The organism is Halorubrum amylolyticum, assembly GCF_004114995.1.
GTDB lineage: Archaea > Halobacteriota > Halobacteria > Halobacteriales > Haloferacaceae > Halorubrum > Halorubrum amylolyticum.
In genome coordinates this window covers 115,766-130,190 of the sequence record NZ_SDJP01000001.1, presented here as the reverse complement: position 1 = coordinate 130,190, position 14,425 = coordinate 115,766, and the positions used below count along the sequence as shown (strand labels likewise).

The window sequence follows — 14,425 nt, the reverse complement described above, 5'->3', positions numbered from 1 at the left end:
AAGGCGGTCAGCCGAAAACAAAACGGGCCGTCGTCGCTTTCCGCCGGGCCTACACCAGGAAGTCGCCGCTCACCGACTCCCGCGTGTCGTGGACGTACCAGAACATCCGCCTCGCGGTCCGGACGGTCAGCCCGACGGCGACGAGCGCGTAGGCCCCGATGGCGCCGAAAAGCGAGTAGCGGGCGATCCCGAGCGCGGCGGTCCGCGACTCGTACTCGGCCGTGACCTCCTCGGCGCGCGTGGTCTCGCCCGCGCTCTCGAACGCCTCGATCGCCTCCTGGTAGGCGGCGTCGATCGACTCCGTCCCGGCCACGAACCCGTCGTAGTTCGCCGGGTTCAACAGGAGCGGCTGGCCGAAGAGGACGACGAACTGGTCGTCCTCCATCTCGCTCCACGTGTTCTCCGCGTCCTGAACCGACTGCTCGCCGGTCGAGACGGAGTCTGAGTAGCTGTTGAACGCCGCCTCCGCGTCGCTTTCGAGCTCGTTCGCGCGCTCCTCGTCGCCCTGCAGGAGGGCGATCCGCGCGAGCTGGCGCTGCGTGGTCGCCTCCTCGATCAGCGACATCTCGCCCGATTCGAGCCGGTCCTCGTAGTAGGCCTGCTGCTCCTGAATGACCCTGTCGAGATCGCCCTCCGCGTCGGACTGCGCGGCGTTCGCGAGCCCGCGCAGGTCCTCGTCTTCGAGCCGCTCGGCCTGCAGTCCCATCGTGTTGTACGCGGCGGCCGCGCGGATGATCGCGGACTGGGCCTGGTCGTGTTCGCCGTTCTCCAAGTGACCGTCTGCCTCCTGAACCGCTTCGACGTACAGCGTCGCCGCCTCGCCGAAAGTCAACACGGTGGAGATCTCCTCGTTTCCGCTCTCGCCGCTCCGGAGGCGCTCGTCCATCGCGTCGACGAGTTCGAGGGTGCTGTCGGCGACCGGCGTGTCGTACCCCGAGAGCTCGTTCCGGATCGGTTCGAGGTCGAGCGGAACCGGGGAGGCCGTGACCGTGATCGTCGCGTCGTCGCCGTCCCCGTCGACGTCGTACTCCCACTCGTAGCTCTCGCCGAGCTCCGCGCTGGTGTCGAACTCCAGCGTGAACGAGGCCGTCCCGCTGCCGCCCGCACTCACCGAACTCGGCGTGCTCTCTAGCGTGAGCCACTCGTCCGGGCCGTCAGCGAGCGTCGTCTCGATGTCGTTGACGTCGTTGTAGCCGAGCTCCTCGCTGACCGTCACGCTCCCCCCGTTGGCCTCGCCGATCGCCACGTCGCCGATCGCGGTGTCTCCGGCGACGAGGCTGGTCTCGTGGACGATCTCGAAGCTCCCGTCGAGGCTCGCGTCGTCGCCGTCGAAGGTGTTCACGTTCGCGGAGATGTCGTACGCGCCCTCCGACAGGTCCCGGTCGGCGGTGATCCGCAGCTCGGCGTCGGCGGTCGACTGCCCGTCGATCTCGCTCGGCGCGTCTGACACGCTCACGGACACGCCCGTATCGGCCGAGGACGCCGAGACGTCGCCGACCTCGATCGGGGTGTCCCCCTCGTTGGGGATCTCGAGGTCCATCGTTCGAGTCAGCGTGTCGCCCCCGCTGCGCGGCTCGTCGAACCTGAACTCGTCGTCGCTGAGCTCCGGTTCGCCGAAGTAGCCGGGGTAGATGACGCGGGCCTCCACGTCGACCTCGCGGCTCGCGTCCGGATATCTCGAGTCCGACAGCTCGACGGTCCACTCAAGCTCCTCGTGTTGGGGCGCGTCCGCCGACGGCGTCACCGTCCAGCCGACTGTTCCGCTGCTCCCGCTGACAGATCCGTCGCCGGAGAAGTACAGCTCCCCGTCGGAATCGGAACTCGTCACCTCGATATCGCCGCCGCTGAGAGAGCCGTCGCCGCTGACCTCCTCGACGGTGGCCTCTCCCGAGGCGCTCTGGCCGACGAGCACGTCTCCTAGGTCGAGCGGCTCGTCGTCGAAGCCGGCGAGCGGCGGCGTGTTGACCGTGAGTTCGAACTCGAAGGGCTCGCCGTTGACGTCCCCGGAGACGGTGCCGCTCTCGGCGTCGAACCCGGCGGTGATGTCGAGTTCGACGCTGGTCGTCGTCCCCGGCGAGAGGAACGCGTCCTCGCCCGAGACCGACACTCCGGACGGCGTGTCCGTGATCGTCACGTCGGCGGTCGTCCCGTTCTGACCGCTGTTGGTCACCTGAATCTCGTGGGTGTCCGTCTGGCCGTCCGTCTGAACGTCCATCGTGTAATCGGCCGCCTGCACGCTCGAGACGTTGGCGGCTCCGACCGCGGGCGCGGCGAGCAGTCCGACGACGACCGCCGCCACGAGGGCGGCGGAGCGCCGCTTAGACATCGCCGTCACCCCCGGAGACGACGGACCCGATCTGGGCCATGTCGTAGGTCCGCCGCCAGAGGAAGATCCGGCCGAGCAACGCCGTGCCGAGCAGTCCGACGACGAGCCCGTATCCGACGAGGATCGAGACCGACGCGACCGCGAGGGAGAGCCGCGCGTCCCCCACGTCGCTCGCGAGCGCGCTCAGCTCGGCCGTGCGATCGTCGAGCCCGTTGTCGCTCGCTTCGGCCTGTACCGACTGCACCTCCGAGAACGCCTCCTGAGAGGACTGGTAGCGCTCGAAGGTTCGAACCGGGTTGGTGCTGCCGCCGACCGCGCCGGCGACGGTGCCGCAGTCGAGACACTGGTCGAGGAAGGACCCGGCGGTCGCCTCGGCGTTGTCCATCCGCTCCACCGCGGCGCCGTACTCGGCGGAGAGCTGTTCGGCCTGCAGGTTGAACTCCGCGGCCTCGTTCGGGCGGTTCGCGCGCTCGTAGGCGGTCGCCGTCATCGAGAGCAGCTCGATCCGGGCCGGCGTCCGCTCGGCCGACGACGCCTGGTCGCGGAGCCCGTCGCCGAGGGTCGCGTAAAAGCGGGTCAGCGCGAGATCCGCCAGCGTCGCCTGCGTCTCCTCGTACGACTCCAGTTCGTCGATCGCGGCCTCGGCGTCTTCGGCCGCGGCGAGACTCTCCTCGTACTCGCCGGCCGCGGACCGCTCGTACGCCTGCTCGAACGCCACCATGGCGTCGAGCACCGCGGCGAACTCGGCCCGGTCGTCGTCGTCGAGCGTCCCCACCTCCTGCGCGCGCGAGACGGCGAACGTCCGGATCGTCTCGAACTCCTCGTACTCCTGATAGGCTTCGGTCCCCTCCATCGCGCGGAACGTCTCGAAGTACTCGTTCGCGGTCTCCGGCTCCTCCTGTGCGGCCGCCGTCCCGGCCCCCCCCGCTGCGACCGTCGCGAGGACGAGCAAGGCGGCGAGCGCGCAGGCGACCGCCGTTCGGGCTGTCCGTGTGCGTGTTGTGCGTGTTTCGGTCATGTCAGAACACCGTTCGTGTGAGCCGCTCGCGGAGGGCGTCGTGCTCGAACAGCCCCTCGACCGCGTCGAGCAGCAGCAGGGACGTGTAGCCGATTGCGACCGCCTCGGGACCGCGGTCGGCCTCGCGCGTCAGCTCCCACGCGCGCTGTTGCATCTCTCTGGCCGGCGCGATCTCCGAGAGCTCGCCCCGCCGGTCCTCGATCAGTCCGTCGACCGCCTCGTAGCGCTGCTTGACCTTGCGGCGCCGGGCGCTCGAATCGGCTTCGAGCCGGTCGAGCAGCTCGGCGAGTTCGAACGACCCGCTCCACCGGACATCTGCGTCGGGCATGTCCGCGCAGGCCGCGAACAGGTCGACGTTGCGCTTCGTCGTCATCGCCTCGGAGATGGCGTCGGTCGCCCGATCGGCCGCCGCGAGGATCCCGTCGACGGCCTCGCCGGGGTCGACCTCGCGGCCGACGAACTCGTGGCCGGCGTCCGGCACCGACTCGGCGACATCGAGCATCGACTCGACGACCGAGGCGTAGTATCGAGGGATCGTCCCGTCGCGACCGCCGCCTTCCGAGAGCGCCCGGACATCGCCTCGGAGCCGGTCGATCCGGTTCCGGTGGTCGGCGTCGAGCCTCCACGTGAACCGGGCGTCGATCTCCGCCCGCGCGGTTCCCGTGTCGCTCACCGTGAGCGTCGTCTCGGTCCCCTCGTAGGCCCCGTCTCGGTCCGCGAGCGTGGCCTCGACGCGGTACCGCCCGATCGGGACCTCTCGCTCGTCGAGCGTTCCGTCGGCGTCGGTCGTGACGTTCTCGACCTCGAAGCGGTCCGAGAGGAACTCGTCGTCGGGGACGATCCGGAGCGAGACCGTCCCGGCGGCAGCGCCGTCGACCCGTGCCGACCCGCGGAGGATCCCGGTTCGGCGGTCGAGTTCGACGGTGTTGCTTGCGTTTTGCTGGAAGCGCACGCGCTCCGTCGCGTCCGCGTACCGATCGTGTGTCACCTCGATCTCCGCGTCGGTCGCGTCCTCCGGCGGGTCGAGCGTGACCGCTCCGTTCCGGTCGGTCGTTCCCGATATCGCAGCCTCGCCGCTGATCGTCGCGTCCGTGACCGGATCCCCGTCGACGGCGTCGACCACGGTGAGCGTCGCCTCGACCGGAACAGTCAGCGTCGCGGACGGATCGCTCGCGTCGACCGTCTCGACGTTCGAGCGCGCGGAGCCGTGTCGCGCATACACCTCCCAAGTCCCGCTGCCCGGCATCTGGATCGTCTCGCGTCCGCCACGTACCGTCACGGGATCGTACCGGTCCCGTCCGCCGGGCTCCCGGTAGTGAACCGTGACATCGCCGCTGAAGAAGTTCGACCCGTCGGTGACGGCCACCTTGGCTGCGAACGGGCCGGACGCGGCGACGACCCTGCTCTCGGCCAACAGCTGGTGGCCGGCAGCGGTGCCGACCGTTCCGAGGACGACGCCGGCGTAGCCGAGGAGGTTGATGAGTGCGGTTGCGAACAGGTCGTCCGCGAACACCACCAGCATCCCGACTGCGGCGAGCCCCGCCAGTGCGAACCCGAGGACGCCGAGAATCGCCGTGTCAGTGGGGTCTGGATCGCTCTGACTGCGGTGACCGATCACGACGCCGGGAAGCGCACCGACGAGAAGCGGAACGAGGAACACGGGGAGCATGGTGAGAGCTCCGTTGAGACCCCCGATCGCCCCGGCAGCCGGGCCGCCGCCCACGCCGCCCACGCCGCCGCCGCCGCCCGCTTCGAGCGTCACGGCCACGTCTCCGGCGGCGGTCGACAGCAGCAGCGTCTCCGCGCCGCTCAGGTCGACGCCATCGAGGGCCAAGCGCCCCTCGTCGTCGACGGTACCGTCGATACCGGCGTACGTCGACCCGTCGCCCATCCCAACGACGGCGCCGTCGACGCCGAGTCCCGCGAACGACCGATCGAAGCGCAGGGCTCCGTCATCAGCGACGGTCGCACTCACTTCGGGCGGCCTCTCGTACGCGATCGGTTCGTCGTCTGTGTAGTTGGCGAGCGTGGTCCCGTCGGCGGTCGACACGCTGATCGCGGTCTCGTCCGCCGACAGTTCCGGGAGTTCGAGATAGCCGTCGGCGGCCTCGGCGGCTGCGGCGGTGTATCGGGCCTCCTCGCCGACGGTGCTCGCGTCGACCGCATACGACTCGTCAGGCGTGAACAGCGGGTGCCAGAGCGCGAGCCCGTCTCCCCACGAGCGCAGCTCGGGACCGATCGGCGACTCGTCGCTCACCAGCCCGACGCTCGACAGCACCCGGAGATCGAGCCGTTCCCGGGAGTCGCCGGCCGCGTCGATCACGTCGCCGCGGTCGACGACCAGCTGGGTGCCGTCTCCTCGGACGGTTCCCTCCGCATCCTTAGTCTCGTTCCCGTCGAGATCGAGATCGACACCGGCTTCATCTTCCGCCGGGAAGCCGGTCGTTCCGGCCGCGTCAAGCGGAACGTAGAGCCGATCGGTGGCGTTGTCGCCCTCGCCGACGGTGCCGATCCACGCCGGGCGATCGCCCGCGAGCGCAACCGCGTGGAGGGGCACGTTGGTTATGTCCTCTGTCGTGGCATTCCCGCTATCCGGCTCGACGGTGACGGTCACATTCGCGTTCCGTAGATCGGTCCCGTTGACGGCCCCCTCGTCGGGGTCCGTCACGTCGATGCGGACCTCTCCGTTCTCAGTATTGGTGGCGTTTTCGACGTAGATGATCCCGGAGTCTTCCGGATCCGTGACCTCGACGATGACGGTGTTGGGGTCGTCCACCTCCGAGACGTTGACGACGAGGTCGCTCCCGTCGCGTTCGAGAGTGTCGGCGGCCGAGGCGACGCCCGGCGCGAATCCGATCGCGAGGACACCGACGAGGAGGAGCGCGACGACCGTGACGACGGCTCGGCGATCGGTATCGGGCTCCGCGCCGGCCGGAGATGCGTGTGGGCTCATCTCACTGGATCACTCCGCGTTCCGTTCGACGTACGTCTCGAGGTTGTCGACGATCCGGTCGAGCTGCACCTGCGTCAGCTCGCCACCGGTCCCGCCGCCGGTCCCCGCGAGGCTGTCGCCGAGCATCTCGAACTCGTCCCACGAGTGATCGAGCAGCGGGTTCAGGTCGAAGCCGCCCAACAGCAGGAGCACGTCGACATCGCTGCCGCGCCCCCGTTTCGGGGTGAGACTCGCCTGTCCGGCCACGTTGATGTCGTGTTTGGTGGTCCAGTCGCGGAACGCGCCGTACACCTCCGGCTCGCTGATCTCGTCGTCGTCGATCATGCTCTCCGGGGCGCGGACGATGGCGTACGCCGCCGTCGTCGTGCCGACATCCATCGGCACGTACGTGTTCTCGGCGGCCTGATCGAGCATGTATTCGAGCTCGTACACCTGCCCGTTCATCTCGGTCGCGACGGCGGGCGTGAAGTGGTACGCGTCCATCTGCGACGGAATGGTCACGTAGTCTTTCACGTCGATGACGCTGCGGGTCTCGCGGCCGGCGCCGATCATCAGGTCGATCGCGGTGATGATCGCGTCGTTGATCGAGTCGTAGTGGCGGCCGTTGCCGTTCTCCTCCTCGTCGAGCTGGGAGTTCGACGCGAGCAACACCATGTCCGCGTTCTGCGTGTCGTCCGCGGTCCGGAGCAGCCGCGAGAGCCCGCACACCGCGTTGAAGTGTCGCTGCGGCTGCTCGTAGTAGTAAGGCCACACCCCGAACGCGGTGTGGATTACGCTGTCCATCCAGTCCTCCGTCGCGCCCGCGTCTTCGAGGTCGGTGAGGCCGGTCTTGAACTGCTCTATCGTGTACGGGATCGACCCGTTCCCGGTGCCGCCCCCGAGCGTCGCGACGTGCATGAACGCGTCTGAGGTCCCGAAGTCCTTGATCCGGGAGACGATGCGGTCGAGGTCCTCCCTCGCGCACGCCTCACCGTTCGGGAAGAAGTTACCGGCGCCCTGCTGGGAGCCGAACTCCAGCGCGTGCGACTCCATGGACTCCTCCTCGCCCCGCTCGTCTTGGAGGGTCCCGCGCATCCGGTCGATCGTGTTCCGGAGGTCGGCGCGGTTCGTGTTCATCACCAGTACCCGGTCGTCGATGCCGGGGTTCTCCGCCCGGTCGAAGAACTGCGACGCGATGCGGCCGCCGCCCTCTCCCGACGCGATAACGCTCCATCTCGTAAACGTGTCCGTTTGTGCCATTGGTCAGTGTTCGTTGATCTCGAGTCCCGTGTCGGTCACCGTCACGCTGTGCTCGCCGTCGTCGATCGCACCGACCACGTCACGGACCACGGAGTCCGGGACCGGCGCAGAGAGGAAGTTCCGCCGCAGCTCTGCGAAGCTCATCCGGTCGCCCGGGTCGACGTTGTACCGCAGGACGTTGGTCAGCTCGCGCTCGATCCGGTCGTCGTCGTACACGACGACCTCGCCGTCGCTCCGGCAGATCCCGTGGCCCGCCTCGTCGCTCCACACGGCGAGCAGGCAGGCGGCGTGGGTGTCCTGCACCGGCAGGTCCATCGCCGTCGAGACGTACCCGTCCTCGGCGAACGCCGATTCGAGACGGGGGCGCATGTCCGGAAGGACCTCCGTCATGTCGATGTCGACGTCGGCGCAGAGCTGCTCGCGGAGCCCCCGCTCGCGGAACTCCACCGACACCGACGCGTCGCCGTCGATCGTCACGTCGCGCTCGATCGCCCCGAACGCGTCGTCGCCGGGGTCGGCCGAGAGTTCGTGGGTGCCCGCCGGCACGTTCTCGAACGCCGCGGTCCCGGCGACCCGCGTCTCCACGGTGACGGTCTCGGAATAGCCGCCGCCGTCGAGTTCGATCGTCGCCGTGCGGGGGCGCTCGCTGCCGTGCTCGTAGGCCACCTCCACGGTGAGGTCGTGGGTCTCCACGTCGCCGCGGCGCAGGGCGGGGACGCTCGGGTCGAACTCGAGCCCCTCGTTGCGGCGATAATACAGTCCGAGGAACTGGTCCGCGTGCCGCATCGGGAGGTCGTCGCCGACGACCTCGCCGCGCTCCGCAAGCGCCGTCTCGATCGTCTCCGATACGTCGTCGTACGCGTCGACGACGGCCGCCTTGGTGCTGGCCGTCCCGACCGCGTCGCGAAGGTCGGTCGCCGCGGCCTCCCACCGCTCGGTGAACCGCTCGAGGTCGTCGATCGCTTCGAGCTCGGCCGCGAAGCGCTCGTCGACCGCGGCCGGCTCCGTGTAGTACCCCGGCGGCAGGTCGGCCGCCCGCAGCGTCTCCGCGTGATCGGCGAGACGCCGCTCCATCGTCCGGACCATGTCGAGAGAGACCCGCCGCAGGTCCGAGCGGTGGCGGCTCGCCTCCGAGAGGTCGAGCGCCGAGTCCAAGTCCGATACCGCCGCGTCGATGCGGTCGACCTCGTCGATCGAACTCGCCTCGACGTGCGCGTCGACATCAGCCCGGTCGACCGCGTCGACGAGGTCGCGGATCGCGTCCAACTCCTCGTTGAACGACCCGGAGAACTCGTCGCGGAGCCGGTCGCGCGCTTCGAGCACGGACTCGACTGCGGAATCGAACTCCCCGCGGTCCAGCGCCGCCTCGGCGCCTTCGAGGTCGGCCTCGATAGCGCCCCCGTCGTCGGCGCGGTGCTGGCCGCGCCGCATCTCGCGGACGGTCTCGATCCCGTCCTCAATCGTCTCGCGCGTCGCCTCGCGCGCGCCGTCGATCACGTCGCGGCACTCGGCGATGGACGCGTTCGCATCGGGCGCCGAGAACGCCTCGTCCGGTTCCGCGAGGTCGACCTCCGTCAACCGGTCGAGCACGCGATCGCGCCGGGAGAGGTCGCCGGCGACGAACTCGCGGAACGCGGACTCGGCCTCGTCATCGAGCCGTTCGGCCTCGTTCGAGAGGCGTTCGAACTCCTGTAAGTCGGCCGATTTGACCCCCGTCCCGAGGTCGAACGCCCCGGTCTCGCGATCGACGGTGACGCCCTGCGTCTCGAAGTCGCCGACAGCGGACTCGATCTGCGCGTCGATTCCCGGGTCCCAGTCGGGGTACGCCGTCCGAAGCTCCTGTATCCGCCGAAGGAGCGCCTGAAATTCCTCGGCGGTCGACCGGGCGCGGGTGCGGACGAACTGCTGTTCGCTCGTTCCACTCCGCGTGATCACGCCCCGGACGTACAGCCCGATCCCGGCGACGACGAACAGCGGGATGCCGATGAGCACGAACCACGTCGCCGCCTGCGACCCGGACCAGACGAAGACCCCCGCGCCGATCGCCGCCGCCACCACGACGAGCGCGCCGATCCCGAGCGCGGTCCGCCGGTTCGCGTTCATGCTATCACCCGGAGGATCGGATCGAGCCCCACGCGCACGCCGAGGATCGCCGCGCCGGCGACGGCGGCGACGATTCCGAGCAGGATCGGGAGCAGCGCCGTCTTCCGGTCGTAGCTCACGTCGCGGCTGAGCTTCATCTTCTCCTTGACGCGGCGCGCCGCGACCAGCGGGACCGCGGCGCCGGCGACGAGCCCCAGTGCCACGCCGGCGCCGAGCGACCCGAACGCCGAGAGCTGCACCGTCGAGCGAGGCTCTTCGGCCGTCGCCCCGACGGCGTCTCTGTACGCGTTCGCCGCCGCCGTCACGTTCGCGTCGCGCTGTCGGTACTCCTCGTCGAGCGCCGCGGCCGCTCCGACGGCGCCGGTGACGTTCCCGCGTTCGCCCGTCGATCTGAGACCGTCCAGCAGGTCCCCCCGTGCGTCTCTCATGTCCGTGTAGTTCTCCTCCAAGGAGTGAACCGTTTCGTTTGCTGCATCGAGGTCGTCCTCGCCGGCTTCGAGGGCGTTCGTCGTCTCGTTCAGCGCCGCCGTCGCGTTTGCGGTCCGACCCGCGGCCGCCCGATAGGCGTCGTACTCGTCTTGGAGTTCCGCGTCGTCGGCGGCGACGGTGATGTCGTCGTCCGCCGCCTCGGCGCCGCCTCCGGCGACGGTGACGACGAACCGGTCCTCGGGCGGCGACTCCTCCTCCGCGAGATGGTCGGCGAAGTCGACGGTCCCGGTCTCGCCCTCGCCCGTGATCGTGACGGGGTACGTGTGTCCGTCGCGCTCGCCCGTCTCGTATCCGTCCCCGTCGGTCAGCCAGTCGCGGTCGGCCGGCTCGCCGTTCTCGCAATAGGCGACCGTTAGCGTCGACCCCGGATACAGCGTCACGTCGTCGTCGGTGTACGTCGCGTCGCCGACGCCGCCGACGACGGCGCTGCCGTTCTCGCCGAGTTCCTCGCAGTACTCACCCGGGCCGACGGCCGCCGCCCCGCCGGTCGCGACGACGGCGAGCAGGGCGGCGCAGCACAGCGACGCGAGCAGGTAGCGTCCCGCACGTCCGGTCATTCGAGGCGCCCTCCGATCTGCTTGCTCTGGTACCAGTACGTGGCGCCGCTCGCGACGCCGACGCCGACGCCGAGTCCGATCAGCGCGCCGCCGGCCGCGAGGTACGGGACCTGTCCGGCGAGCGCGGCGGCGGCCGTCGCCGTCGCCGTCGCCTCGACCGCCGACCGGACGGCCTCGCCGCCGTCGCCGAGGGCGCCGCCGACGAAGCCGATCAGCGCGGCCGCCGCGACGAGCGCGCCTCCCACGGCCCGCGATTTCGTCGCCCGTGTCATGCGAACAGCTCCTCCGTCTCCTGCTCGTAGGCGTCGGCCGCGGCCTCGATCTCGTCGAGCCGGTCGAGGTCCTCACGGCGGTACGTGAGCAGCGTCACGACCGACGCGAGGCTGCGACCGCTGAGCGCGACGCCGAGGTTTACCTCGTTGAGCCGACAGCTCCGTTCGAGGTACTCCTTTATCGTCCCGGTCTCGACGCTGTGCGAGCCCGGTCCGATGTTCGCGCTCGGCGCGCGGACCAACGCGATCGCCTTCTGCGCGTCGTTCGGGTCGGCCTTCACGAGCGACTGCTTCGACGCCGAGAGCCGCGCCAGCGCCGCGCTGTCGATGTCACGGCGCCCGACGAACGGGAGCAGGTACCCCGACAGCGACCGCGTCATCGTGACCGAGCGACCGATGGCGCCGTAGCCCGGACGGGACTCCTCCCCAGCGACGCCGAAGGACAGCGACGTGACGATGTCGCGAACGTCGATGTCGGGGGTGTCGACGCCGTCGACCTCGCTGGCGTTGACGTTGCTCAACATCGGTCCGACGACGATGTCGTGGAACGCGGCGGCGACGTACTCGTTGTACTCGCCGAACTCGCCGCCGGCCGAGTCGAGGTACGAGATCCGCTGGTTGTCGACGAGGACGATCCCGTCGACCTCGTCTTCGAGGCGGTCGAGCCCGTACCGGGCGTTCCACGCCTGTCTGCCCGCGCTGACCTCGCCGTCCGTTTCGTGGTCCTCGACCCCGCCACGGGTGTTCGGGAGGACGGTCACGGCGACGACCTTCGTCCGGTCGTCGGTGAACTCCTTGATGCCGCGGGCGATGTGCGGGCTGATCCCGCATCCGGTGCCCCCGCCGAGCCCGACGAACAGGAACGCGAACTGGATGGCATCGGTGTCGGTCGCCGGCACTTCCTCCTCTTCGTCCGCGGCGGCGGCCCGTCCCCCGAACTTCGATTCGAGGACCGTCTGAAGCTCGTCCGCGTGGTCCGCCATCACCTCGTCGGCGTCGACCGGGTTCCGCCCGAACCCGCCCGTCACCATCTCCTCGAAGCCGGGCTCGGTCCCCTGCACGAGCCCGTGCTGCTGTGCGACTCCGTACTGGTCTTCCGCGGGAACGTTCGAGAGGTTCTGTAGGTCCCGCATCGTCGAGTTGAACACCAACGGTCGACCCAGCGTCGAGATGTCCGTGGACTCGAACAGCCCGAGCATCGAGTCGTCCGTGTACTCGAAGATCGCGTCGACGATCGCTCCCCCCGCTTGCCCCGCGCCGATAAACAGATACGTCATTTAGTTGGTGGTTCTTCCGTGCGCCCCCTCGGGAAAATAGTTATCGAACAGTACATGTCTCTACGACAGTCATTACTCGGACATCGGACTATAAAGATGGTGGACGTACCAGTACGCGAACAGACCTCAGCCGCGGAGCCGCCGGAGCATCACGCTGTACTCGTTGCGCTCGTACAGCTCCTCGACGCGGTCGAGGAGGTCGTTCGCCGCGGCGAGCTGGCCGGCGGCCTGTTGCGGCTGCTCGTCGCCCGTCCGCCGCGCCCGGTCGCAGAGCGCGTCGGCGAGGTCGAGGAAGTGCTTCGGAATGGTGTGGTTGTGGTCAGCACGGACCGAGACGTACTCGTCGTTCACCGACGCGATCCGGTCTTCGATGTCGCGCACGCGCCGGTCGATGTCGACGCTCTCCGAGGACCCGTCGGACCGTGAGAGCCGCGGGACGAGCGTCCGGTCGTAGAAGGTGCACTCCTGATAGATGGCGTACAGCTGCACCTCGTCGACGCCCTCGCCGACCATCGCCTCCAGCTCACGGACCCGGTCCGCGAGGTGGCGGTAGACGGCTCCCTCCTCGCGGCCGAGTTCGCCGTCAAGCGAATCGAGTCGACGGCGGACATCGTCAGTCCCGATATCGGCCACTGCGGCCCGTAAGTCGGCGTACTCGTCGACGGTCCCGACGGTCGACTCCAGGACCGAAGCGACCTCGTCGTCCGCCCAGTCGGTGCCGCCAAGCGCCGAGAGCAGCTCCCGGGACTGCGACGTCTGCGGCCGGACCGTGTGCTCGACGTCCTCGACGATCGGAGCCAGCTCTCCCCCGGGAGTGTCGAAGACGAGTGCGCCGTCTTCGAGTGCGTCGGCGAGTTCGACGAGGCGATCGTCCGCGTCCGTCGACCGGAACGAGACCGCGCCCGTCCGGGCGGCCTCCTGACAGACGCCCCCGGCGGCGCTCTCGATCCGGTCGTACCGCTGCCGGTACCGATCGAGCTCGGATTCGAGCTCGTCGATCTCCTCGCGGTGCTCCAGAGCGCGATCCGGCCCGGAACCGGCCTCGGACTCCGCCTCCGAGAGCGCGCCTTCGAGCTCCAGCACCCGATCGAGCGCCGATTCGACGCCGTCGGCGAGCGCTCCGTCCCGACGGGACACCGATCGCCTCGCCGATTCGATCCGATGCTCGTCGGGCGAGCCGTCGAGGTCCTCGACGGCGTCGGCGACGGCGCCGGAGCGCTCCAGCCGGTCGATCGCGTCCGAGAGGACGTCCTCGACGCGCCCCTCGTCGGGCGAGTCGGCGGACAGGACGCGGCACAGCTCGGCGGCCAGCGGATCGCTCGGTCGGGTTCGGGACGCCATCTCGTCGGCGACCGCCGTCACCGGATGCACGCCCGACGCGGACGCGTCGGCGTCCCCGCCGCCGGTCGCATCGCTGCTCGGAGCGGTATCGGTGTCGGCGTCGGAGCTGGATTCCGCGGACGCGGCCGACGATCGCGTCGCCCGGTCATTCGCGTCCGGCGCCCGTTCGCGGTCGCCGTGCCGGTTCCCCCGACCGCTCTGCGGGTTTTTGATCTCCCGGACGCGCTGGCGCACCTCCGAGACGACCTCGTCGACGGTGTCCGTCGCGATCGAGCTGATCCGGGTCGAGTCCCCGCCCGACGTCTTGATCTCGAGCTCGGTGAACGTGCCGTCCTGATGCGACTGAACGCCGGTCACCTGATCGTAGTAGATCTCCTTGTTGGTCCCGCCGCCGACGCCCGACCGAGACGTCATGTCGTACTTCGCACCCTCGTTGAGGTTGATCGACGTATCGCTGACGACGATGGTCGTGTTAAAGTACATGTCGGACGGTTTGACCAGCAGCGGGGAGCTCCCGGAGTTGTACGTGAGGTTGTACAGTTTCGCGTCCTCGAGGTCGATCCCCCGCTTCGCGTTGCGCTCTGACTCGCCGATGAACTTCTGGACGAACGACTTGTACTTGGCGTTGATCTCGCGGACCCCCCAGTACCACGTGACGATCCCCGTCAAGATTCCGAGAACGAAGAAAGGCCCCACTTGTTCGACCCCCGCACCGATCAGCGTGAACACGATCGTGACGCCGATGATGACGGCCCACGGAGACCATCCGATCTTCCACCGGACGTTGTTGACGCTACCGTCGTCTGTCATTGCACAGAGCATGCGCTCACGCCGTGATTAATCTTCTGCC

Annotated in this window: 9 protein-coding genes; all 9 read right to left on the bottom strand. The window is 69.2% G+C overall.

The genetic code is table 11. From position 1 onward, the window contains the following. Nucleotides 1–49: 49 nt before the first annotated feature. Nucleotides 50–2,326, bottom strand: coding sequence for a COG1361 family protein (locus ESO89_RS00590; protein WP_241686081.1), 2,277 nt, complete (start codon nt 2,324–2,326; stop codon nt 50–52). Continuing rightward, the gene (locus ESO89_RS00585; protein WP_128903752.1) at nt 2,319–3,344 is read right to left on the bottom strand and encodes a hypothetical protein; all 1,026 of its coding nucleotides are present in this window, start codon (nt 3,342–3,344) and stop codon (nt 2,319–2,321) included. The genes ESO89_RS00590 and ESO89_RS00585 overlap by 8 nt, the downstream gene beginning before the upstream one ends. A 1-nt stretch (nt 3,345) precedes the next feature. Beyond that, nucleotides 3,346–6,297 carry a hypothetical protein gene (locus ESO89_RS00580; RefSeq protein ID WP_128903751.1) on the bottom strand — a complete coding sequence of 984 codons (2,952 nt, stop codon included), beginning with the start codon at nt 6,295–6,297 and terminating at the stop codon, nt 3,346–3,348. Between the two features lie 9 nt (nt 6,298–6,306). Next, nucleotides 6,307–7,536: an FtsZ/tubulin family protein gene (locus ESO89_RS00575; protein WP_128903750.1), complete on the bottom strand. Its 1,230-nt coding sequence runs from the start codon at nt 7,534–7,536 to the stop codon at nt 6,307–6,309. A 3-nt stretch (nt 7,537–7,539) separates the two neighbouring features. Then, nucleotides 7,540–9,639, bottom strand: coding sequence for a hypothetical protein (locus tag ESO89_RS00570; protein WP_128903749.1), 2,100 nt, complete (start codon nt 9,637–9,639; stop codon nt 7,540–7,542). Further along, the gene (locus tag ESO89_RS00565) at nt 9,636–10,685 is read right to left on the bottom strand and encodes a hypothetical protein (RefSeq protein WP_128903748.1); all 1,050 of its coding nucleotides are present in this window, start codon (nt 10,683–10,685) and stop codon (nt 9,636–9,638) included. Before ESO89_RS00565 ends, ESO89_RS00570 begins: the two co-directional genes overlap by 4 nt. Beyond that, the gene (locus ESO89_RS00560) at nt 10,682–10,957 is read right to left on the bottom strand and encodes a hypothetical protein (protein ID WP_128903747.1); all 276 of its coding nucleotides are present in this window, start codon (nt 10,955–10,957) and stop codon (nt 10,682–10,684) included. Before ESO89_RS00560 ends, ESO89_RS00565 begins: the two co-directional genes overlap by 4 nt. Further along, nucleotides 10,954–12,234: an FtsZ/tubulin family protein gene (locus tag ESO89_RS00555; protein ID WP_128903746.1), complete on the bottom strand. Its 1,281-nt coding sequence runs from the start codon at nt 12,232–12,234 to the stop codon at nt 10,954–10,956. The genes ESO89_RS00560 and ESO89_RS00555 overlap by 4 nt, the downstream gene beginning before the upstream one ends. A 126-nt stretch (nt 12,235–12,360) precedes the next feature. After that, on the bottom strand, nt 12,361–14,385 hold the full coding sequence (locus ESO89_RS00550) for a coiled-coil domain-containing protein (protein ID WP_128903745.1): 2,025 nt from the start codon (nt 14,383–14,385) through the stop codon (nt 12,361–12,363). Nucleotides 14,386–14,425: the final 40 nt, after the last annotated feature.

Coding starts and splice junctions, on each gene's coding strand:
- ESO89_RS00560 (WP_128903747.1), bottom strand. CDS start 10,957: ATGACACGGGCGACGAAATCGCGGGCCGTGGGAGGCGCGCTCGTCGCG.
- ESO89_RS00580 (WP_128903751.1), bottom strand. CDS start 6,297: ATGAGCCCACACGCATCTCCGGCCGGCGCGGAGCCCGATACCGATCGC.
- ESO89_RS00555 (WP_128903746.1), bottom strand. CDS start 12,234: ATGACGTATCTGTTTATCGGCGCGGGGCAAGCGGGGGGAGCGATCGTC.
- ESO89_RS00570 (WP_128903749.1), bottom strand. CDS start 9,639: ATGAACGCGAACCGGCGGACCGCGCTCGGGATCGGCGCGCTCGTCGTG.
- ESO89_RS00565 (WP_128903748.1), bottom strand. CDS start 10,685: ATGACCGGACGTGCGGGACGCTACCTGCTCGCGTCGCTGTGCTGCGCC.
- ESO89_RS00550 (WP_128903745.1), bottom strand. CDS start 14,385: ATGACAGACGACGGTAGCGTCAACAACGTCCGGTGGAAGATCGGATGG.
- ESO89_RS00585 (WP_128903752.1), bottom strand. CDS start 3,344: ATGACCGAAACACGCACAACACGCACACGGACAGCCCGAACGGCGGTC.
- ESO89_RS00575 (WP_128903750.1), bottom strand. CDS start 7,536: ATGGCACAAACGGACACGTTTACGAGATGGAGCGTTATCGCGTCGGGA.
- ESO89_RS00590 (WP_241686081.1), bottom strand. CDS start 2,326: ATGTCTAAGCGGCGCTCCGCCGCCCTCGTGGCGGCGGTCGTCGTCGGA.